Source organism: Georgenia sp. G2120, assembly GCF_055326485.1.
Genome location: NZ_JBUZNL010000003.1, coordinates 335,839 through 355,356 on the forward strand (window position 1 = coordinate 335,839; position 19,518 = coordinate 355,356).

Here is a 19,518-nt window from a genome sequence, read left to right on the forward strand (position 1 = left end):
CCCGGCCAACTACCCTGGACCGACGATGAGCACCCTGTTCGACGGACTCGACCTCCCCGCGCGCCCGGGCCGCACCACTGCCCTGCCCGCGACCCTTGCCCCGCGCCCGGACGAGGACGGCTGGGTGCCCGCCCAGCCGCCGCCCGAGGAGGACGCGGGCCCCTCGGACTTGCTGCCCACCCAGGCCGACCCGTTCGCCGGGCTGCCGGGCGCCGGCTCGGGCGCGCAGCTGCCCAGCCGGGCGGAGCGCGACGCCGCGCGCGCCGCCGCACGTGGGAGCGACGAGGAGCGCGCCGAGTCCCTGCTCGTCGGCCTCAACCCGCAGCAGCGCGAGGCGGTCACGCACGCGGGCGCTCCGCTGCTCATCGTCGCCGGCGCCGGCTCGGGCAAGACCCGCGTCCTCACGCACCGCGTCGCGCACCTGCTCGCCACGGGCCGCTCCCGCCCGGGGGAGATCCTCGCGATCACGTTCACGAACAAGGCCGCCGCCGAGATGCGCGAGCGCGTCGAGGACCTCGTCGGCTCCTCCGCCCAGCGGATGTGGGTCTCGACCTTCCACTCCGCGTGCGTGCGGATCCTGCGCCGCGAGCACGAGGCGCTCGGCATGCGCTCGTCGTTCTCCATCTACGACTCCGCCGACAGCCAGCGGCTCATCACGCTCGTGGCCAAGGAGCTCGACGTCGAGCTCAAGCGCTTCCCTGCCAAGCTGCTCGCCCGCAAGATCTCCGACCTGAAGAACGAGCTCGTCGACCCGGACGACCACGCGGCCACCGTCATGGGCTCGGGCCAGGAGCTCGACGAGATCGTCTCCCAGGTCTACCGCGGCTACGACGCCCGGCTGCGCCAGGCCAGCGCGATGGACTTCGACGACCTCATCATGCGCACGGTCCATCTCCTCCAGGCGTTCCCCGCGATCGCCGAGCACTACCACCGCCGGTTCCGGCACGTCCTCGTCGACGAGTACCAGGACACCAACCACGCCCAGTACGTCCTCGTGCGCGAGCTCTCCGGCGGCACGGAGGAGGCGACGGCGCCCATGGGTCCCGGGGCGGCGGTCCCACCGGCCGAGCTCACGGTGGTGGGCGACGCCGACCAGTCGATCTACGCCTTCCGCGGCGCCACGATCCGCAACATCCTCGAGTTCGAGGCCGACTACCCGCAGGCCCGCACCATCCTGCTCGAGCAGAACTACCGCTCGACACAGAACATCCTCACCGCCGCCAACGCCGTCATCACGCCGAACCCGGGCCGGCGGCCGAAGAACCTGTGGACCGACTCCGGGTCGGGGCCGCGGATCGTCGGCTACGTGGCGGACAGCGAGCACGAGGAGGCGCGGTTCGTCGTCGAGGAGATCGACCGCCTGCGGGACGACGAGTCCGCGACCACGGGTGGTCCCGGTCCCGGCGAGCGCCGCATGCGCTACGGCGACATGGCGATCTTCTACCGCACCAACGCCCAGTCGCGGGCGCTCGAGGAGGTGCTCGTCCGCGCCGGGGTGCCGTACGTCGTCGTCGGGGGCACGCGGTTCTACGAGCGCCGCGAGATCAAGGATGCCGTCGCCTACCTGCGCGCGGTCGCGAATCCCGACGACGAGGCGAACCTCCGGCGCATCATCAACGTCCCGCGGCGCGGCCTCGGGACCAAGGCGGAGGAGGCGCTCGAGCGGCACGCGGCCCGCGAGCGCGTCTCGTTCGGCCAGGCGATCGCCGACGCCGCCGGCACCGTGGGGGAGGTCGTCGACGGCCGGTCGACCCCCGAGGTCCTCGGACTGGCCACCCGCAGCCGCACCGCGGTGGCCGGCTTCCACGAGCTGATGAGCGGTCTGCGCGAGCTCGCCGAGAACGGGTCGACGACGGCGGAGATCCTCGACGCCGCGCTCGACCGGTCCGGCTACCTCGCCGAGCTGCGCGCCTCGGAGGACCCGCAGGACGCGAGCCGCGTGGAGAACCTCGCCGAGCTCCACGCCGTGGCGCAGGAGTTCGCCGAGGCCGACCCGGAAGCCACCCTGGGGGACTTCCTCGAGCGGGTCGCGCTCGTGGCCGACGCCGATCAGATCCCCGGGCGCGCCGGGGACGAGGGCGTCGTCACCCTCATGACCGTCCACACCGCCAAGGGGCTCGAGTTCCCGGTCGTGTTCGTCACCGGCCTCGAGGACGGCACCTTCCCTCACCAGCGCTCCCTGGGGGAGTCCGACCAGATCGCCGAGGAGCGCCGGCTCGCCTACGTCGCGCTCACCCGCGCCCGCGAGCGGCTCTACCTCTCGCGCGCCGCCGTGCGCACCGCGTTCGGACTGCCCCAGGAGATGCCGGAGTCGCGGTTCGTCTCCGACATCCCGCCCGAGCTCGTCGAGTGGCGGCGCGAGCAGTCCTCGACCGACGCGATCCGCGGCTCCGGCCGGGGCGCCGACGGCCGCACGTGGGCGTCGGGCGTACGCGTCTCCCGGGCCGAACCGCGGTCGGTGCCGCGCGGCGGGGCGCCGAAGGGACCGTGGAAGCCGGGTGAGAACGTGCGCAAGGACGGCGAGGCCCGGTTCGGGTCCGCCACCCCGCGGGCCGACGTCGAGGTGCCCGACCTCAGTCCGGGCGACCGGGTCACCCACGACGCGTACGGGCTCGGCACCGTCGTCAGCCTCGAGAACCCCGGCCCGTCCGCCGTCGCCAAGGTCGACTTCGGCGGGGGACAGGTCAAGCGGCTCCTCCTGCGCTACGCGCCGGTCACCAAGCTCTGACGGAACGCAGCCGCCGATGCTCCGGCCCGGGGTGCGGGCGACGGAGCGTGAGGTGCCTGTGGTGCGCATGTGACGTGCGGGAACAGTGGTGCGCGGGGTCGGCCGATCGGGGACGTCTGTCCGCGCGTCGACCTGTTCGGTGTCGGAACGTGGTCATAGCGTGTGCGCTCAAGACGTGGTTCCGGCACGGCCGGGACAGCGAGCGACTGGTGGAGGAGCGATGGACGGCCGTCACGGGCCGGACGGGGGGTCCGGCGCACGACGCGGCCCCACCGCGCGCTCCGGGTCCCCGTTCGCCGGCGGTCCGCTCGCTCCGGGGCCCGGGGCGTCCGGCCGCTCCGGCCGGGAGACCCCCGGTGAGAGGTCGCCCCGCACCGGCGGTTCGACTCGCACGCACGCACCGGCCGGCAGCCGTGAACCGTCCCGCTCCCGCCAGGCGTCGCCGTCACGCTCCGAGCGCACCGGCGGTCACTCCGATCGCTCGACCGGCACCTCCGGGCGCTCAGCCGGCACCTCCGACCAGGCCCCGCCCCGCGGCGGCACCTCCGCCAAGGACATCGTCCGGTCGGGGCGCATCCCCGGGCTCGACGGCGTCCGGGCGCTCGCCGTCGGGGCCGTGCTCGTCTTCCACCTCTTCCCGGTGCTCGCCCCGGGCGGGTTCATCGGCGTCGACCTGTTCTTTGTGCTGTCCGGGTTCCTCATCACGACCCTGCTGCTGCGCGAGATCGGGCGCTCGGGCCGCATCGACCTGCCCGGGTTCTGGCGCAGGCGCGCGAGACGCCTGCTGCCGGCGCTCGCGCTCGTCGTCGTCGTCACCGTGCCGGTCGCGGCCCTGGTCGAGCGCGACCTCATGGTCAACATCGGGCGGCAGGTCCTCGGTGCCCTGACGTTCTCGTCGAACTGGCTCGAGATCGCCGCCGGCTCCTCCTACGCCGACCAGACCGCTCCGCAGCTCTTCGTCAACTTCTGGTCCCTCGCCGTCGAGGAGCAGTTCTACCTGCTGTGGCCGCTGCTCGCCCTGCCGCTCGTCAAGCTCGTCCGGGCGCCGCGGGCGCTGGCCCTCATCGCGATCGTCGTCGCGGTGCTCTCGGCCGTCCTCATGGCCGTCCTCGTCACGCCGGGCGCCGACCCGACCCGCGTCTACTACGGGACCGACACCCACCTGTTCGGGCTCATGCTCGGCATCGCGCTGGCGTTCGTCGCCCAGGACTCGCGCGGCCCGCTGACGACGCCCGCCTGGCAGCGGGCCCGCCCGTTCGTCCCGCTCGCGGGCCTCGCCGCCCTCCTCCTGCTCTCGACCCTCGTGCCCTTCGAGTCGGTGTGGACCTTCCGCGGCGGCCTGTTCGCGGCCTCGCTCGCCGGCGCCGTGCTCGTGGCCGCCCTGCTCGGCCCGCGCACCTGGTTCACCCGCGTGATGGAGCTGGCCCCGCTGCGCTGGCTCGGCGAGCGCTCCTACGGCATCTACCTGTGGCACTGGCCGGTCGTCATCATCCTCGACGCCCTCGTGCCCACCGCCGAGGGGTCGGCCGCCCGCACCGTGCTCCGGCTCGCCGCGCTCGTCGTCACCCTCGGCGTCTCGGCCGCCTCCTACGAGTGGCTCGAGCAGCCGGTCCGGCGCAACGGGATCCGCGCGACCCTGCGCGGCTGGCTGGCCGCCGTCACCGGCATGCGCCCCTCGTTCACCGCCCCCGCCCGGATCGCCGGCGCGCTCGGTCTCCTGCTCGTGGCCGGCACCGGGGTCGCCGTCGCCACGGCCCCCGAGCAGACGGACACCGCCGAGCAGATCGCGACCAACGAGGAGCGCCTCGCCCAGCAGCGCGCCGAGGAGCTCGCCGCCGCCGAGGACGCCCAGGGCGGGGAGGGGGAGAGCCCCTCCGACGACGCGCCCGCCGAGGGCGACCCGCCCCCCGAGGGCGAGGGATCCTCCGAGGGCGCTCCCGGCGAGGAGCCCGGCGAGGGTGAGACGCCTCCCGAGGGCGAGGAGACGCCGTCGGAGGAGGCCCCCGGCGACGAGGACCCGATCGAGACCGACGCCGACTTCTCCGTCCCCACGGGCGACGAGCTGTCCGTGTTCGGCGACTCCATGGTCGTCACGACCCTCGACGCGCTCGAGTACTACTACCCGGGCGTTCACGTCAGCGCGCTGTCGAACGACCAGTGGCCGCAGGGCGAGGCCGCCGTCGAGGCCGCGTTCGCGACCGACTCCGTGCGCCGCGCCGTCGTCATCCACTACGGCACCAACGGCGGCGTGCCCGACCCCAGCATCCCCGAGCGGATCCTCGACTCGCTCGGCCCGGACCGACCGGTCGTCCTCGTCAACCTCTACGGATCGTCGTCGTGGATCCCCGAGGCCAACGCCGAGCTCGAGCGCCTCGCCGAGGGGCGCGACAACGTGGCGATCGCCGACTGGAACGCGACCGCGTCCGCCAACCCCGGGGCGCTCCAGGCGGACAACATCCACCCGGACATCGACGGGGCGCACGAGTACACGCACACCCTGACCGCCGCCTTCGAGGAGCTCGCCGCACGCCACGGCCAGGGGTAGCACAACACCCCGCCACGGGCGTGCCAAGACTCGGCCACGACCGCGAGAAACGGCGGGAAACCGGCGTCGAACGTGGCCTGGCACACGGTGAGACGGCCCGGGAGGGACCTTCGTCCCGCGCTAGGCTCCGAGCGGTGTCCCGGAGCCGAGACACCGCCAATGAGCGAGGGAAGGAACCATCGGGTGGACCTCTTCGAGTATCAGGCGCGCGACATGTTCGAGAAGCACGGTGTCCCCGTGCTGCCGGGCATCGTCGCCTCGACCCCGGCCGAGGCGCGTGCCGCGTACGAGCAGCTCGGAGGCGAGCTCGCGGTCATCAAGGCGCAGGTGAAGATCGGCGGCCGCGGCAAGGCCGGCGGCGTCAAGCTCGCCCGCTCCGCGGACGAGGCCGAGCAGCACGCCCAGGCCATCCTCGGCATGGACATCAAGGGCCACACCGCCCGCAAGGTGCTCGTCGCCGCCGGTGCCGACATCGACACCGAGTACTACTTCTCCGTCCTCCTCGACCGTTCCGAGCGCCGCTACCTCGCGATGTGCTCCGTCGAGGGCGGCATGGAGATCGAGCAGCTCGCCGTCGAGCGCCCGGAGGCCCTCGCCCGCGTGCCCGTCGACCCGATCGTCGGCATCGACCAGGCCAAGGCCGACGAGATCGTCGCCGCCGCCGGGTTCGACGCGGACGTGGCCCCGAAGGTGGCCGACGCGATCCAGAAGCTGTGGACCGTCTACCGCGAGGAGGACGCCACGCTCGTCGAGGTCAACCCCCTCGTGCGCACCCCGGAGGGCGAGATCATCGCCCTCGACGGCAAGGTCTCGCTCGACGACAACGCCTCCTTCCGGCACGAGGACCACGAGGCGCTGGTCGACGCGGCGTCGGAGGACCCCCTCGAGGCCAAGGCCAAGGCCAAGGGGCTCAACTACGTCAAGCTCGACGGCTCGGTCGGCATCATCGGCAACGGCGCGGGCCTCGTGATGTCCACGCTCGACGTCGTCGCCTACGCGGGCGAGGCGCACGGGGTCGGCCCCGCGAACTTCCTCGACATCGGCGGCGGCGCCTCGGCGCAGGTCATGGCCGACGGCCTCGACGTCATCCTCGGCGATACGCAGGTCCGCTCGGTGTTCGTCAACGTCTTCGGCGGCATCACCGCCTGCGACGAGGTCGCCCGCGGCATCGTGCAGGCGCTCGAGATCATCGGCGACCAGGCGACCAAGCCGCTCGTCGTGCGGCTCGACGGCAACAACGTCGAGGAGGGCCGGGCGATCCTCGCCGAGGCCAACCACCCCCTGGTCACCCAGGCGGACACCATGGACGGCGGAGCGGCGAAGGCCGCCGAGCTCGCGGCTGCGAAGTAAGGAACGGGACCCACACATGTCGATCTTTCTCAACCGCGAGTCCAAGGTCATCGTCCAGGGCATCACGGGCTCCGAGGGCACCAAGCACACCGGCCGCATGCTCGCCGCCGGCACGAACGTCGTCGGCGGGACCAACCCCCGCAAGGCGGGCACGACCGTCGACTTCGACGTGACGCCGGTCGGCCCGGGCGCCGAGGAGCGCACCGGCGGGGCCGTCTCCGTCCCCGTGTTCGGCACGGTCGCCGAGGCCAAGGAGGCCACCGGCGCGAACGTGTCGATCATCTTCGTCCCGCCGAAGTTCGCCAAGGGCGCCGTCGTCGAGGCCGTCGACGCCGGCGTCGAGCTGGTCGTCATCATCACCGAGGGCATCCCGGTCAAGGACTCGGCGGAGTTCTTCACCTACGCCCAGTCCAAGGGCGTGCGCCTCATCGGCCCGAACTGCCCCGGCATCATCACGCCCGGCCAGTCCAACGTCGGCATCACGCCCCCGGACATCACAGGCCCCGGCCGCATCGGCCTGGTCTCGAAGTCCGGCACGCTGACCTACCAGATGATGTACGAGCTGTCCGACATCGGCTTCTCCACCGCCATCGGCATCGGCGGCGACCCGGTCATCGGCACCACCCACATCGACGCGCTCCGCGAGTTCGAGGCCGACCCGGACACCGACCTCATCGTCATGATCGGCGAGATCGGCGGCGACGCCGAGGAGCGCGCGGCGGCCTTCATCAAGGAGAACGTCACCAAGCCGGTCGTCGGCTACGTCGCGGGCTTCACCGCCCCCGAGGGCAAGACGATGGGCCACGCCGGCGCGATCGTCTCCGGCTCCGCCGGCACCGCGTCCGCCAAGAAGGAGGCCCTCGAGGCCGCCGGCGTCCGCGTGGGCAAGACCCCCACCGAGACGGCAAACCTCGCGAAGGAGATCCTCGCGGCGAAGGCCTGACCTTTCCGACGCACGCCCCCGGCGACCTCCGTGGTCGTCGGGGGCGTGCGTCGTCTGCGGGGTCGCGCCGTGGTGAGCGCCGACACCTGGGCGTGGCTCCCGCTCGCCGGGGGCGATCGGCGCGACCATGGCTCCGATGACCGCCACGACGACCCGACCCGAGGCGACCGGTGCCGCCCGCGCCTCGCTCCTGCCCGAGGGCTGGCTGCGCGCGCTCGTCGCCGCGCTCGAGGCCGCGCTGCTCGGCTGGCTCGTCTGCGTGGTCCCCGCGATCGCCGCGTACGTCGCCACCGCCGCCTCGCCGGCGCTCGGGGACAGCACGTGGCAGTCCGGGCTCGGCATCGGTTCCGCCGCCTGGTTGCTCGGCCACGGCGCCCCGGCCGGCTCGCTCTCCCTCGTCCCGCTCGGGCTCAGTGCCGTGCTCGCCGCCCTCGTCATGGGCACCGCCCGCCGGCACGTCCTCCGCGGCGGTGCGCACGTGGTGGTCGCGCTCGGGTACGTCGTGCTCGTCCAGCTCGTCAGCCTGCTCTCGCCGTTCGCGGTCGACCACGTGCGGCTCGCCGTCGGGTCCGCCGTCGTCGCGGCCGCGGGCTGCGCCTGGTCCTGGTGGCGGACCGGCGCGCGGACCCGGGACCTCATCGAGGACGACGCGGCCGGCGCCCCGAGCGACCGGTTCACCCACCGTGCGGGACTCGTCGGTGTGCGGGCGCTGCGCGGGGCGGGTGCCACGCTGGCCGTGCTCGTCGTCGTCGGGCTCGCCGCCGCCGTCGCCGCGATCGCGCTGCACGCGGACCGGGTCCTCGCCCTGCACGAGAGCTACGACGCCGGGATCGTCGGCGGAACCGTCCTCGTCCTCGGCCAGCTCGCCTACCTTCCGACACTCGGCGTGTGGGCGTTCGCCTACGTCGCCGGGCCCGGGTTCGCCGTGGGCACCGGGACGGCGGTCGGCCACGGGGGCGTCGAGCTGGGCGCGGTCCCGGCGATCCCGCTGCTCGGAGCCCTGCCGGAGTCCCCGTCCCCGCTGGGGATCTGGCCCACCCTGCTCGTCGTCCTCGCCGGTGCGGTCGGGGCCTGGTGGATGTGCCGTCCCGGGCACGCGCACCGCCTGCTCGACGCCGTCGCCTCCGCGCTCGGTGCTGCCCTCCTCGTCGGCGTCGCGACGCTGCTGGCGGGCCTCGTGTCGGCCGGCGCCATCGGCTCGGGTCGCATGGCGGACCTCGGGCCGGACGCCCTCGTCCTCGCCGGCCTCGTCACCGGGGAGGTCGCGCTCGGCGCCGTCCTCGTCGCCACCCTCCTCCACCCCCGCACCCGCACCGCGCTGGCCGGGGGAGTGGGCTCGGTCCGGGAGCGCCTCGAGCGCACCGACGGGACCACGGACGAGGCGCCCGACGACGACACACCCTCCGACGACGACACGCGCGGTTCGAGGCCTGGCACCGCCGCGTCGGGCGACGACACGCCCGGTGGAGGCGCGAGTGGCGGTGGTGCGCGCGCTGGTGCGGCAGGAGAGTCGGGCGCGACCGGGACAACGGGTGGCACGGCAACGAGCGGTGCGAAGGGCGCGGGCAGTGCAAAGGGCGGCACGGGCGCGGGCACTGCCGCCGGCTCGACGGGAGCGGGTAGCGCGAAGAGCGGCACGCGCACGGGCACGGGCTCCGGCGCGACCGCCACCCGCACAGCGTCGGCGGCCCAGGGGAACGCGTCCCGCTCCGGCCGCTGGTCGGCCACCGGGTCGATGGCCAGCGCGACGCCGACGCGCCGCGCGTACGGGCACGGCGCGACCGCGAGCGGCACCGCCGGCTGACCCGGGCGCCCCTCGCGTGCCGGCGTCGTCGTCGGTCCGGACCTGTCTCGCCCGGTACGGGCCCTTCGTCAGGCCCGGGGACCTGATCAGGCGCGGCCGGTGACCCGCGTCCCGGTGGCGCTGCGCGCGAGGTCGAGCGCGGCGTGGAGGTCGTCGACGAGGTCCCCGGCATCCTCGATGCCCACCGAGATGCGCACGAGGTCGTCGGGCACCTGCAGCGGCGTGCCGACGGCGGCGAGGTGGGTCATGGTCGCGGGGTGCTCGATGAGGGACTCGACCCCGCCGAGCGACTCGGCGAGGGTGAACAGCTCGGTGGACTCGACGAAGGTACGCGCGGTCTCGGCGTCGCGCAGGCGGACCGAGACCATGCCGCCGAAGCCGCTCATCTGGCGGGCGGCGACGTCGTGCCCCGGGTGCGTGGCGAGGCCGGGGTAGGCGACCTCGGTGACGAGGTCGTGGGCCGTCAGGGCGTCAGCCACCCTGGCGGCGTTCGTACAGTGCCGGTCCATGCGCACCGCGAGGGTCTTGATCCCGCGGCTGACGAGCCAGGAGTCGAACGGGGCCAGGCCCGTCCCGGTGTCGTTCTGCAGGTCGGCGAGCGACTCTCGCCACCGGTCGTCGGCCAGGACCACCGCGCCGCCGACGACGTCGGAGTGCCCGCCGAGGTACTTCGTCAGCGAGTGCAGGACGAGGTCCGCGCCGAGGGTGATCGGCTGCTGCAGGTAGGGCGTGGCGAACGTGTTGTCGACGACGACCACGGCCCCGACCGCGTGGGCGATCTCGGCGACGGCGGCGACGTCGACGATCCGCAGCAGCGGGTTGCTCGGCGTCTCGACCCACACGACGGTCGGCGCCTGCGCGGTCACGGAGGCGCGGACCGCGTCGACGTCCGTGAGGTCCACGGTGGCGAGCGTGACGCCCCAGGCGCCGTAGGTCGACTCGAGCAGCCGGTGGGTGCCGGCGTACGCGTCGTCCCCGAGGAGCACGTGGGCGCCCGGCCCGGTCAGCGCGCGCAGCACGGCGTCCTCGGCGGCCATCCCGCTCGCGAACGTCAGTGCCGACCGCCCGCCCTCGAGCTCGGCGAGCGTGTCCTGCAGCGCGGACCGGGTCGGGTTGCCCGTGCGGGTGTACTCGAAGCCGGCCCGCAGCACGCCGACGGAGTCGTGCCGGAAGGTCGAGGAGAGGTGGAGCGGTCTGCTCACGGCCCCCGTCGCCTCGTCGGGGGACTGACCTGCGTGGATGGTGCGTGTGCTCGGCTGCGTCATGCTCCCGACGCTAACGGTGCGAGCCGGGGGACCGGTGCGCGTGCCTCGCGGTGTCCGGGACGTGGGACGGGGACTTGACGGAGGGCTCGACGCGGGCCGACGCGAGCGGGCGTCGGCCCCGGTCAACCGGTCGGGAGGAGGCCCCGCAGCTGGTCGTCGAGCTCGTTCGCGCAGGCGTCGCGGCCCTGGTTCGTCACGGCGCCGTCGAGGCACTCCTGGTTCTCCATCTGCATGTTCCAGGCGAACGCCGGGACCAGGTGGAGGGCGGCGATGATCGAGCCGATGACGACGGTGACCGTGAGCGAGCGCTCGCGGCGCTGGGCGAGGGTCGGACCCGCGGGACGCTCCGACGACCCGCCGTCCTCGCTCGTGCCCCTGCCGGGAGGGCTGCTCCCGCCCCGCCTCGGCGGCAGCACGCCGGGCACGCCCGTTCCCGGGACGCCGGCACCGCCCCGGGGGTCCGTCGTCCGGCCCGCCGGCGCGCCCGCCGGGTTCGACCGCGCGTCCGTACCGCTCCTCGGCTCCCGGAACCGGCGGGCGTACACGGCCGCCGCCACGCCGAGGAGCGCGAGCACGCCCAGCCCGATCGTCGCGGGGAAGCGGGTGACGACCAGGGTGCCCAGCGCGCTGCCGATGACGAGCACGCTGGCCGCCGTCGACCACCGGCCGAGCTCGTGCGCGCGCTCCTCCTCGGAGCTCCGCGGCGGCGCCGGGTCCGTCGTCGGGGCGGGCTGCCGTCCGTTCGATGGCGTCGTCACCCGGTCATTGTCACCCGCCGGGCGTCTACCGTTGGACGTCGTGACCTCCGCACCCCCGCGCCCGCTCCGCCTCCTCGTGCTCGTCTCCGGCTCCGGGACCCTCCTGCAGGCCGTCCTCGACGCCGCCGCACCGGGCGCGCCGTTCGTCGTCGTCGGCGTGGGGACGGACCGGACCGGGACGCTCGGCGAGGAGCGGGCTCGGCGCGCGGGGATCCCGACCTTCGTGGCCCCCCTCCGTGACCACCCGGACCGCGCCGCCTGGGACGCCCACCTCGCCGGCGAGATCGCCGCGTACGAGCCGGACGTCGTCGTGAGCGCAGGCTTCATGAAGATCCTCGGCCCCGCCGTGCTCGGCGCGCGGCCCGTCCTCAACACCCACCCCGCGCTGCTGCCGTCCTTCCCCGGCGCCCACGGGGTCCGCGACGCCCTCGCCCACGGCGTGCGCGTCACCGGGTGCACGTGCCACGTGGTCGACGCCGGGGTGGACACCGGCCCGATCGTCGACCAGCGGGCCGTCCGGATCGAGGACGGCGATACCGAGGAGACCCTCCACGAGCGGATCAAGGTCGAGGAGCGGGCCATGCTCGTCGACGTCCTCACGCGTCTCGCGCGCAGCGATCTCAGCCTGCCGACCCCCCGGCACGGGGCGGTCCCGCCCGCGTAGACTCGGGGACGGCCGCGACTGGCGAACGAGGTGGGTGACCACCGGGGAGCGGCCGACGAACCCCTCACCGCGCCGCTCGCCTGGGCGCCGGGGCCGGGTGCGCACCGCGCCCGGGACCGCCGAGAAGAGGAGGACCCCGTGAACGCCCAGCCGACCCCCGACGCCGCTGCAGGCACCGCAACCGCCGGACCCGCTGCCGATGGCCCCGTAGCCGCCGGCCCCGTAGCCGACAGTCCCGTGGCCGACGCGACCCCGACCGCGGACACCGCCCCCGGCGCCGGGCCCGAGCGCACGACCCGCGCCGCCGCCGACCGCCACGCCGTGCGCCGCGCGCTGGTCTCCGTGTACGACAAGACCGGGCTGGTCGAGCTCGCGGGGGCGCTGGCGGAGGCGGGCGTCGAGATCGTCTCGACCGGGTCGACCGCTGCCCGCATCGCCGAGGCCGGCATCCCCGTCACCCCGGTCGAGCAGGTCACGGGATTCCCCGAGTGCCTCGACGGGCGCGTGAAGACCCTCCACCCCAACGTCCACGCCGGCGTGCTGGCGGACCGGCGGCTCGCCGACCACCGCGAGCAGCTCGACGAGCTGGGGATCGAGCCGTTCGACCTCGTGGTCGTCAACCTCTACCCGTTCGCGCAGACCGTCGCCTCCGGCGCCGGGTACGACGACGCCGTGGAGCAGATCGACATCGGGGGCCCCACGATGGTGCGGGCCGCGGCGAAGAACCACCCGTCGGTCGCGGTCGTGGTCGACCCGGACCGGTACGGCGAGGTGACCCGGGCGCTCGCCGAGGGCGGCTTCACGTTCGCCGAGCGGCGCGCCCTCGCCGCCGTGGCGTTCGCCCACACCGCCGCCTACGACGCCGCCGTGGCCACCTGGTTCGCCGAGCAGGCCGCCGACGCCGAGACGGCCACCTCCGGGTACGAGGCCGACGCCCCCGCCGCGCAGGCCCCCGCCTACGTCGGGCTCGGTCTCGAGCGGCGCGCCACCCTGCGCTACGGCGAGAACCCGCACCAGGCGGCCGCGCTCTACGCGGCCGCCGGCGTCGAGGGCGGGATCGCCGGCGCCACCCAGCTCCAGGGCAAGGCGATGAGCTACAACAACTACGTCGACGCCGACGCCGCCCTGCGCGCCGCGCTCGACCACGAGCGGCCCGCCGTGGCGATCATCAAGCACGCCAACCCGTGCGGGATCGCGGTCGGCGAGAGCGTCGAGGCCGCCTACCGTGCCGCGCACGCCTGTGACCCGGTTTCCGCCTACGGCGGCGTCATCGCGGCGAACCGGCCCGTGACCGCGGCGATGGCCGAGGCGATGGCGGGCGTGTTCACCGAGGTGCTCGTGGCGACCGAGGTCGAGGAGGCGGCGCGCGAGCTGCTCGCCCGGCGCAAGAACCTGCGCGTGCTCACCGTGACGCCCGAACCGCGCGGCGGCACCGAGATCCGGCCGATCACCGGCGGGGCGCTCGTCCAGGCCCGCGACGCCGTGGACGCGCCCGGCGACTCGATCGAGGGGTGGACCCACGTGTCCGGGGAGCCCGCCGACGAGGCGACCCTTGCCGACCTCGAGTTCGCGTGGCGCTCCGTGCGGGCCGTGCGATCGAACGCCGTGCTGCTCGCCGACGCCGGCGCGACGGTCGGCGTGGGCATGGGGCAGGTCAACCGCGTCGACTCGTGCCGTCTCGCGGTCGAGCGGGCGAACACGCTCGGGGTCGAGGTGAGCTCCGACGTCGAGTCCGCCGGTGGTGCGCAGGCCGGTGCGGAGGACGGTGCGGCCGGGGCGACGCCCGAGCGTGCGCGCGGCTCGGTCGCGGCGTCGGACGCGTTCTTCCCGTTCGCCGACGGACTGCAGGTGCTCATCGACGCCGGCGTCCGTGCGGTGGTCCACCCGGGCGGCTCGATCCGTGACGACGAGGTGACTGCGGCCGCCCAGGCCGCCGGCGTGACGATGTACCTCACGGGCACGCGCCACTTCGCCCACTGACGACGCACGTCCCCTCGTCGAGATTGCGGTTCGTCGTCGCCGAGATTGCGGTTCGTCGAGGTTGAGTTCGTCGAGAGTGCGGTTCAGGTGGCGGGAGGACCGCCTGACCCGCACTCTCGAGCAATCGTGGCTCCCAACCGCAATCTCGGCGTGCACCAACCGCAACCTCGATGGGCACCAACCGCAATCTCGACGACGGAGGGGTCAGGGGCGGGCGATCGCGTCGCGGAGGCGGCGGGCCGGGTCGGCGGCGACCTCCAGATCGAGCATCGGACGGGCGTCGCCGGCGAGGGACCGCCGCAGCGGCGGGACGTCGCGCGGGTGGTCCGCCGTCGCGGCCCCGGTGAGCCGGCCGGCCGCATCGGTCCACAGCCAGGTGGTGCCGGCGTCGTCGGACCGGACGACCGCGGGCTCGCCCGCGGGCGCGCCGAGCACCGCCACGTCGTGGCCGAACATCTCGGAGAACACGTACGACGCCGGGCGGGGCGGCGGCTCGAGACCGAGCAGTCCCGCGGCGACGGCCGCGGGATGGTGGAGGGCGCCCTTCCAGTGGGCGCCCGGCTCGACGGAGCCGTCGGGGAGAGCGGTGGCCGCGACGTCGCCGACCGCCCGCAGCCAGGCCGGCCCACCGATCGCGCGGCCGGTCGCGTCCACGAGGACGTGCCCGGAGCCGGTGAGCTCCGCGACGCCGGAGAGCCAGCCCGTCTCCGGCGCGGCGCCGAGGGCGGCGAGCACGGTGTCGGCCTGCAGCTCGCGGCCGTCCGCGAGCCTGACGGTCCGTCCGGCGGGCCGCACGGACGGGTGCGATCGCGCGGCCCCGTCGTCGGCCGATCCAGTGACGTCCCTGACCGCCGCGCCCGTGACGAGCCCGACCCCGGCCGCGTCGAACCACGCGCGCACGTGCGCGCCGAGGACCCCCGGCGCCCGTCCGAGCGGCTGCGCGCCGGCCTCGACCACGGTCACGTCGACGCCCGCCGCGGCCGCCGACCCGGCCACCTCCGCTCCTATCCACCCCGCCCCGACGACGACGAGCCGCGCACCGGGGGCCAACGCCTCGCGCAACGCGGCCGCGTCCGCCGCCGACCGGAGCACGCGCGCACCGGGCCACGGCGGGTCGACCGCCCGCGCCCCGGAGGCCGCGACGACGGTCCTCGCCCTCATGACGGCGCCGTCGTCGAGGGTGATCGCGGCCTCCTCGCCGAGGTCGCTGACCGAGGTGACCCTCGCGAGCCGGTGGTCGACGTCCAGCGCGGCGAGGTCGCCGAGCCCGGCGTCGGCAAGGGCCGGCGGAGCGTCCTGGGTCAGCAGGTGCGTCGAGAGGGTCGTGCGGTCGTACGGCGCGCGGTCCTCGGCCCCGACCAGCAGCATTGACCCGTCGAACCCGCCCTCGCGCAGCGCGGCGGCGGTCCTCAGGCCGGCCACGCCACCACCGACCACGAGCACGTCGACGGCGGTCTCGGGGGTGGCGTCGTCGTCGGAGGGGGAGCCGGGAGCCTGCATCCGGCCACGGTAGCCTCGCCGCGTGACGACCAACCGCGCACCCGTGCTGCCGGGGCTCGCGATCCTCGGGTGGCTCGTCGTCGTCGTGCTCGTGGGTGTCGTCGTCGACGTCCCCACGGCCTGCTACCTGCTCGCCGGGATGCTCGTCGTGGTCGCGGTGGTCCGGGCCGCCTTCGGGGCACGGGAGATCATCGGCGGACGGGCGCTCGCGATCGACCTGGTCACACTGCTCGGCGCGGCGGCGGTCCTCGCGTTCCTCGCGCCCTGGGGCGAGGCCGTCGCGGTCTGACCGGCCCGCCCGCGGGAGCGCGCCGCCCGGCGCGGGAGCGGTGCCCAGCACGAGCGCAGTGCCACACGCGGGCACGTGTCGCTCCCGGGCCCCCGACCTGATAATGGACGGGTGCACCCGTTACTGCAGGACTCCTTGCTCGTTCTCGTCTTCGTCCTCATCGGCGGTGTGTTCGCGGCCTCGGAGTTCGCGCTCGTCTCCCTGCGCGAGTCGCAGGTCCGGTCGATGGCCCAGAAGGGCGGCAGCGGCGCGACCGTCGCCAGGCTGACGGAGAACCCGAACACCTTCCTGTCCGCCGTGCAGGTCGGCGTCACGCTGGCCGGCTTCTTCTCGGCGTCCTACGGCGCGTCGACGATCGCCCCCTACGTCTCCCCGTACCTCGTGGACTGGGGTCTGTCCGAGAGCGCCGCCGGGACGGTCTCGTTCATCGGGATCACCCTCATCGTGTCCTACATGTCCCTCGTCTTCGGCGAGATGGTGCCCAAGCGTCTCGCCATGCAGGGGGCCGAGAAGTTCTCGATGGTGGTGGCCCGCCCGCTCAACCTCATCGCCCTCGTGCTGCGCCCGGTCATCTGGTTGCTCGACGTCTCGACGAACCTCGTGCTGCGCCTGCTCGGCCGCGACCCGCACGCCCGCGCCGAGGAGATGGACGCGGAGGAGCTGCGCCAGATCGTCGTCGGTCACGAGGGACTCGGGGACGAGGAGCGGCAGATCGTCGCCGACCTGCTGGCCGTGGGGGAGCGGTCCGTCCAGGAGGTGATGACGCCGCGCACCGAGGTCGAGTTCCTCGACGCCGACACGACGATCGACGAGGCCCGCGCCACCGTCGGCGCGATGGAGCACTCGCGCTACCCCGTCCGGGGCGAGAACGACGACGACATCCTCGGCTTCGTCCACGTCCGCGACTTCATCAACCCCGGGCCGGAGATCCGGTTCGTCCGCGACCTCGTGCGCGAGACCCTCTACTTCCCCACGGGCAAGGCGGTCCTGTCCACGCTCACCGAGATGCGCCGCACGCACGCGCACTTCGCCGTCATCGTCGACGAGTACGGCGGTACCGACGGCATCGTGACGATGGAGGACGTCGTCGAGGAGTTCGTCGGCGAGATCCACGACGAGTACGACCGGGAGGAGCCCGAGGTCGTCGAGGGCGCCGGTGCGGACGACGTCTCCGGGCTGCTCAGCCGCGCGGAGATCCAGCGGCTCTTCGAGGTCGAGCTGCCCGACGGGCCCTACGACACGCTCGCCGGCTACATCATGTCCGAGCTCGGCCGCCTGCCCGCCGAGGGCGACACCGTGGCCTGGGGCGACGCGACCCTCACGGTCCGCACGCTCGACGGCCGCCGGGTCGACCGCGTGACCGTCACCCGGGCCGAGCGCGACCCGGTCGACGACGGCGGACGCGATCTCGCCGTCGGTGCGGACGAGATCGGCGCCGACGGGCCGAAGGAGGCGGGAACCCCCAGGGGGCCGTCCGGCCCCCAGGTCGAGCTCCGGAACGCGGCGGAGCGGGGCGAGGACCCGCTTGCCGTCGACGGCCGGATCGAGAGCGGCGAGGGACGATCCGGCGCGGGCGGTACCGGGGCGCACTAGCCTGGGGTGGTGCGGGGCTCGACGGGCCGGTCGCGATCCGACCGGCTCGCACCCCACCGACCACGTCCACGTACCCCGACGAAGGAGTCCTGCATGTCCGCCACCCCCGTGAACGTCACCGTCACGGGCGCCGCCGGCCAGATCGGCTACGCCCTCCTGTTCCGCATCGCCTCGGGCCAGCTGCTCGGCCCCGACACCCCCGTGCGCCTGCGCCTGCTGGAGATCCCGCAGGCCGTCACGGCCGCCGAGGGCACGGCGATGGAGCTGGCCGACGGCGCGTTCCCGCTGATGGCCGGGGTCGACATCTTCGACGACCCGACGAAGGCGTTCGACGGCGCCAACGTCGGCCTGCTCGTGGGCGCGCGTCCGCGCGGCGCCGGCATGGAGCGCGGCGACCTGCTCGCCGCCAACGGCGGGATCTTCGGCCCGCAGGGCAAGGCGATCAACGCGGGGGCCGCGGACGACATCCGGGTCCTCGTCGTCGGGAACCCGGCCAACACCAACGCCCTCATCGCCGCGAAGAACGCGCCCGACGTGCCGGCCTCGCGATTCACCGCGATGACGCGGCTCGACCACAACCGGGCCGTCAGCCAGCTCGCCGCCAAGACCGGCGCCGCCGTCAGCGACATCGACCGGCTGACCATCTGGGGCAACCACTCCTCGACCCAGTACCCGGACCTCACGCAGACGACGATCGCCGGGGCGCCGGCGACCGACCTGCTCGCCGACCGCGAGTGGGTGGAGAACGACTTCATCCCGACCGTGGCCAAGCGCGGCGCCGCGATCATCGAGGCGCGCGGTGCGTCGTCGGCGGCCTCGGCCGCGTCGGCCGCGATCGACCACGTGCACGACTGGGTCAACGGTGTGACGGGCTCGTGGACCTCGGCCGCGATCTACTCCGACGGCTCGCACTACGGCGTGCCCGAGGGCGTCGTCTACTCGTTCCCCGTGACCTCGGAGAACGGGGAGTGGAGGGTCGTCGAGGGGCTCGAGATCGACGAGTTCTCGCGCGGGCGGATGGACGCGACGGCTGCCGAGCTGGTCGAGGAGCGCGACGCGGTTGCGGCGCTCGGGCTGATCTGACGGGGTTCCGTCGGCCGATGAGCCGGCGGTTGCCCGGCCGATGTGCTGGCGGAAGATCCGGCACGACGCCGGAGCGGACCTCACGGGGCCGCCACCTTCGGGTGGCGGCCCCGTCGTCGTGGGTCGACCGCCCCTCTTCGCTCGTCGAAGGATCAGGCGTCGATCGACCCCGAGGGGACAACTCCCCGTGGCCTGGATCATCCGTTCTTCAAGCAGGCGTTTTACTTGCCGGAACGCCCCATCTCGACCTGCGTGGCGGATCTTTGCCGATCAATTACCTCGACCATCCAGAAGGAGTCGCATGACCGAGGACAACCATGCCGGGCCGGAGCTCTCATTCGGTGTCGACGAGGGGCAGTTCGCACAGATTGGTGTGGACGAGGCCGGGCGGATCGCCTACGTGGAGATCGACGGCGGTTGGGCGTCCGAGCTGACCCCGGAGGAGCTGGCTGCAGCGCTGATGGAGGCATACGGTGCCGCTCAGATGGCGCGTGTACCGGCTGAGGGGGACGAGCCTGTGTCGGCCGGAGGACGACGGATTCCGCAGGTCACCCCGATCGCGGATGAGGTTCGCGCACGGCTGGAGGCGCGGCGCAACGGGACCGCCGGCGGTGCTAGGGATGCCGCCCGTCGCAGCACCGGTGCGCAGCCGGATAGCGGTATCGGGACAGAACCGAACCGCGGCGACCAGCTCGAACAGGCGAAACGCATGATCGAGCTTGCGCGTCGGGCACGGGAGGAGCGTGAGCTCTACCGCGACCGCCTGATGGAGATGTACTCGACCGAGTTCGAGGATGCGAACTCAGAGAAAAACTTGGCGGTCGTCTCACGTCACGGCTCTCCTGTCAGTTTGTCGATCGGGGAGATCTGGACGCGTCGACGGGCAGAGCCTCTCGCGCGCGCCCTGCTCGAGATCGTCGACGCCGCCGCCGCTCGTCTCGACGAGATGAACCGACGACTCGCGCAGGACTTCCCGGCAACCACCGAACTCATCACGCGCGCGCAGAACCGCTGAC

Annotated in this window: 14 protein-coding genes and 1 riboswitch; of the genes, 11 read left to right on the forward strand and 3 right to left on the reverse strand. The window is 74.0% G+C overall.

The features are described from left to right. The first annotated feature begins 25 nt into the window (after nucleotides 1-25). The 5 genes from ACZLMO_RS05525 (at nucleotide 26) to ACZLMO_RS05545 (ending at nucleotide 9,370) form a co-directional block, all read left to right on the forward strand. Nucleotides 26-2,728, forward strand: a complete 2,703-nt coding sequence (locus ACZLMO_RS05525; protein ID WP_425713509.1) for a UvrD-helicase domain-containing protein — start codon at nucleotides 26-28, stop codon at nucleotides 2,726-2,728. Nucleotides 2,729-2,948: 220 nt separating this feature from the next. Then, a complete protein-coding gene (locus ACZLMO_RS05530; protein ID WP_425713508.1) occupies nucleotides 2,949-5,273 on the forward strand; it encodes an acyltransferase family protein in 2,325 nt (774 codons plus the stop codon). A 183-nt stretch (nucleotides 5,274-5,456) separates the two neighbouring features. Next, a complete protein-coding gene (sucC, locus tag ACZLMO_RS05535) occupies nucleotides 5,457-6,623 on the forward strand; it encodes an ADP-forming succinate--CoA ligase subunit beta (protein WP_425713507.1) in 1,167 nt (388 codons plus the stop codon). Nucleotides 6,624-6,639: 16 nt separating this feature from the next. Beyond that, nucleotides 6,640-7,566: a succinate--CoA ligase subunit alpha gene (sucD, locus tag ACZLMO_RS05540; protein WP_425713506.1), complete on the forward strand. Its 927-nt coding sequence runs from the start codon at nucleotides 6,640-6,642 to the stop codon at nucleotides 7,564-7,566. 136 nt (nucleotides 7,567-7,702) lie between these two features. Then, nucleotides 7,703-9,370 (forward strand): cell division protein PerM, encoded by a 1,668-nt coding sequence (locus tag ACZLMO_RS05545; RefSeq protein WP_425713505.1) that lies wholly within the window; start codon nucleotides 7,703-7,705, stop codon nucleotides 9,368-9,370. An 86-nt stretch (nucleotides 9,371-9,456) separates the two neighbouring features. Here ACZLMO_RS05545 and ACZLMO_RS05550 read toward each other — a convergent pair whose 3' ends face one another. Continuing rightward, complete coding sequence (locus ACZLMO_RS05550) at nucleotides 9,457-10,635, reverse strand: cystathionine gamma-synthase (protein ID WP_425713504.1); 1,179 nt, start codon at nucleotides 10,633-10,635, stop codon at nucleotides 9,457-9,459. A gap of 122 nt (nucleotides 10,636-10,757) precedes the next feature. Then, nucleotides 10,758-11,393: a hypothetical protein gene (locus ACZLMO_RS05555; protein WP_425713503.1), complete on the reverse strand. Its 636-nt coding sequence runs from the start codon at nucleotides 11,391-11,393 to the stop codon at nucleotides 10,758-10,760. Between the two features lie 40 nt (nucleotides 11,394-11,433). Between ACZLMO_RS05555 and purN the strand changes: the two genes are divergently transcribed. Both purN and purH read left to right on the forward strand, forming a co-directional pair. Further along, the gene (gene purN, locus ACZLMO_RS05560) at nucleotides 11,434-12,057 is read left to right on the forward strand and encodes a phosphoribosylglycinamide formyltransferase (RefSeq protein WP_425713502.1); all 624 of its coding nucleotides are present in this window, start codon (nucleotides 11,434-11,436) and stop codon (nucleotides 12,055-12,057) included. 4 nt (nucleotides 12,058-12,061) lie between these two features. Further along, a riboswitch (ZMP/ZTP riboswitch) is annotated at nucleotides 12,062-12,150 on the forward strand. Between the two features lie 144 nt (nucleotides 12,151-12,294). Beyond that, entirely contained in the window at nucleotides 12,295-14,037 is a 1,743-nt protein-coding gene (purH, locus tag ACZLMO_RS05565) for a bifunctional phosphoribosylaminoimidazolecarboxamide formyltransferase/IMP cyclohydrolase (RefSeq protein ID WP_463653118.1), read from the forward strand. Nucleotides 14,038-14,241: 204 nt separating this feature from the next. On the opposite strand, the gene ACZLMO_RS05570 is transcribed toward purH, so the two are convergent. Further along, nucleotides 14,242-15,537 (reverse strand): FAD-dependent oxidoreductase, encoded by a 1,296-nt coding sequence (locus tag ACZLMO_RS05570; RefSeq protein WP_425715417.1) that lies wholly within the window; start codon nucleotides 15,535-15,537, stop codon nucleotides 14,242-14,244. Nucleotides 15,538-15,559: 22 nt separating this feature from the next. Here ACZLMO_RS05570 and ACZLMO_RS05575 point away from each other — a divergent pair, with 22 nt between their 5' ends. The 4 genes from ACZLMO_RS05575 (at nucleotide 15,560) to ACZLMO_RS05590 (ending at nucleotide 19,517) form a co-directional block, all read left to right on the forward strand. Further along, nucleotides 15,560-15,826 (forward strand): hypothetical protein, encoded by a 267-nt coding sequence (locus tag ACZLMO_RS05575; RefSeq protein ID WP_425715418.1) that lies wholly within the window; start codon nucleotides 15,560-15,562, stop codon nucleotides 15,824-15,826. Nucleotides 15,827-15,937: 111 nt separating this feature from the next. After that, the gene (locus ACZLMO_RS05580; protein WP_425715419.1) at nucleotides 15,938-17,419 is read left to right on the forward strand and encodes a hemolysin family protein; all 1,482 of its coding nucleotides are present in this window, start codon (nucleotides 15,938-15,940) and stop codon (nucleotides 17,417-17,419) included. Between the two features lie 93 nt (nucleotides 17,420-17,512). Further along, on the forward strand, nucleotides 17,513-18,502 hold the full coding sequence (locus ACZLMO_RS05585; RefSeq protein WP_425715421.1) for a malate dehydrogenase: 990 nt from the start codon (nucleotides 17,513-17,515) through the stop codon (nucleotides 18,500-18,502). Nucleotides 18,503-18,803: 301 nt separating this feature from the next. After that, on the forward strand, nucleotides 18,804-19,517 hold the full coding sequence (locus tag ACZLMO_RS05590; RefSeq protein WP_425715422.1) for a hypothetical protein: 714 nt from the start codon (nucleotides 18,804-18,806) through the stop codon (nucleotides 19,515-19,517). The last annotated feature ends 1 nt before the right edge of the window (nucleotide 19,518 follow it).

Excerpts from the sequence above, each read along its gene's own strand:
- ACZLMO_RS05585 (WP_425715421.1), top strand. The coding sequence starts at position 17,513 with ATGTCCGCCACCCCCGTGAACGTCACCGTCACGGGCGCCGCCGGCCAG.
- sucD (WP_425713506.1), top strand. The coding sequence starts at position 6,640 with ATGTCGATCTTTCTCAACCGCGAGTCCAAGGTCATCGTCCAGGGCATC.
- ACZLMO_RS05550 (WP_425713504.1), bottom strand. The coding sequence starts at position 10,635 with ATGACGCAGCCGAGCACACGCACCATCCACGCAGGTCAGTCCCCCGAC.
- ACZLMO_RS05590 (WP_425715422.1), top strand. The coding sequence starts at position 18,804 with ATGACCGAGGACAACCATGCCGGGCCGGAGCTCTCATTCGGTGTCGAC.
- ACZLMO_RS05530 (WP_425713508.1), top strand. The coding sequence starts at position 2,949 with ATGGACGGCCGTCACGGGCCGGACGGGGGGTCCGGCGCACGACGCGGC.
- ACZLMO_RS05545 (WP_425713505.1), top strand. The coding sequence starts at position 7,703 with ATGACCGCCACGACGACCCGACCCGAGGCGACCGGTGCCGCCCGCGCC.
- ACZLMO_RS05525 (WP_425713509.1), top strand. The coding sequence starts at position 26 with ATGAGCACCCTGTTCGACGGACTCGACCTCCCCGCGCGCCCGGGCCGC.
- ACZLMO_RS05570 (WP_425715417.1), bottom strand. The coding sequence starts at position 15,537 with ATGCAGGCTCCCGGCTCCCCCTCCGACGACGACGCCACCCCCGAGACC.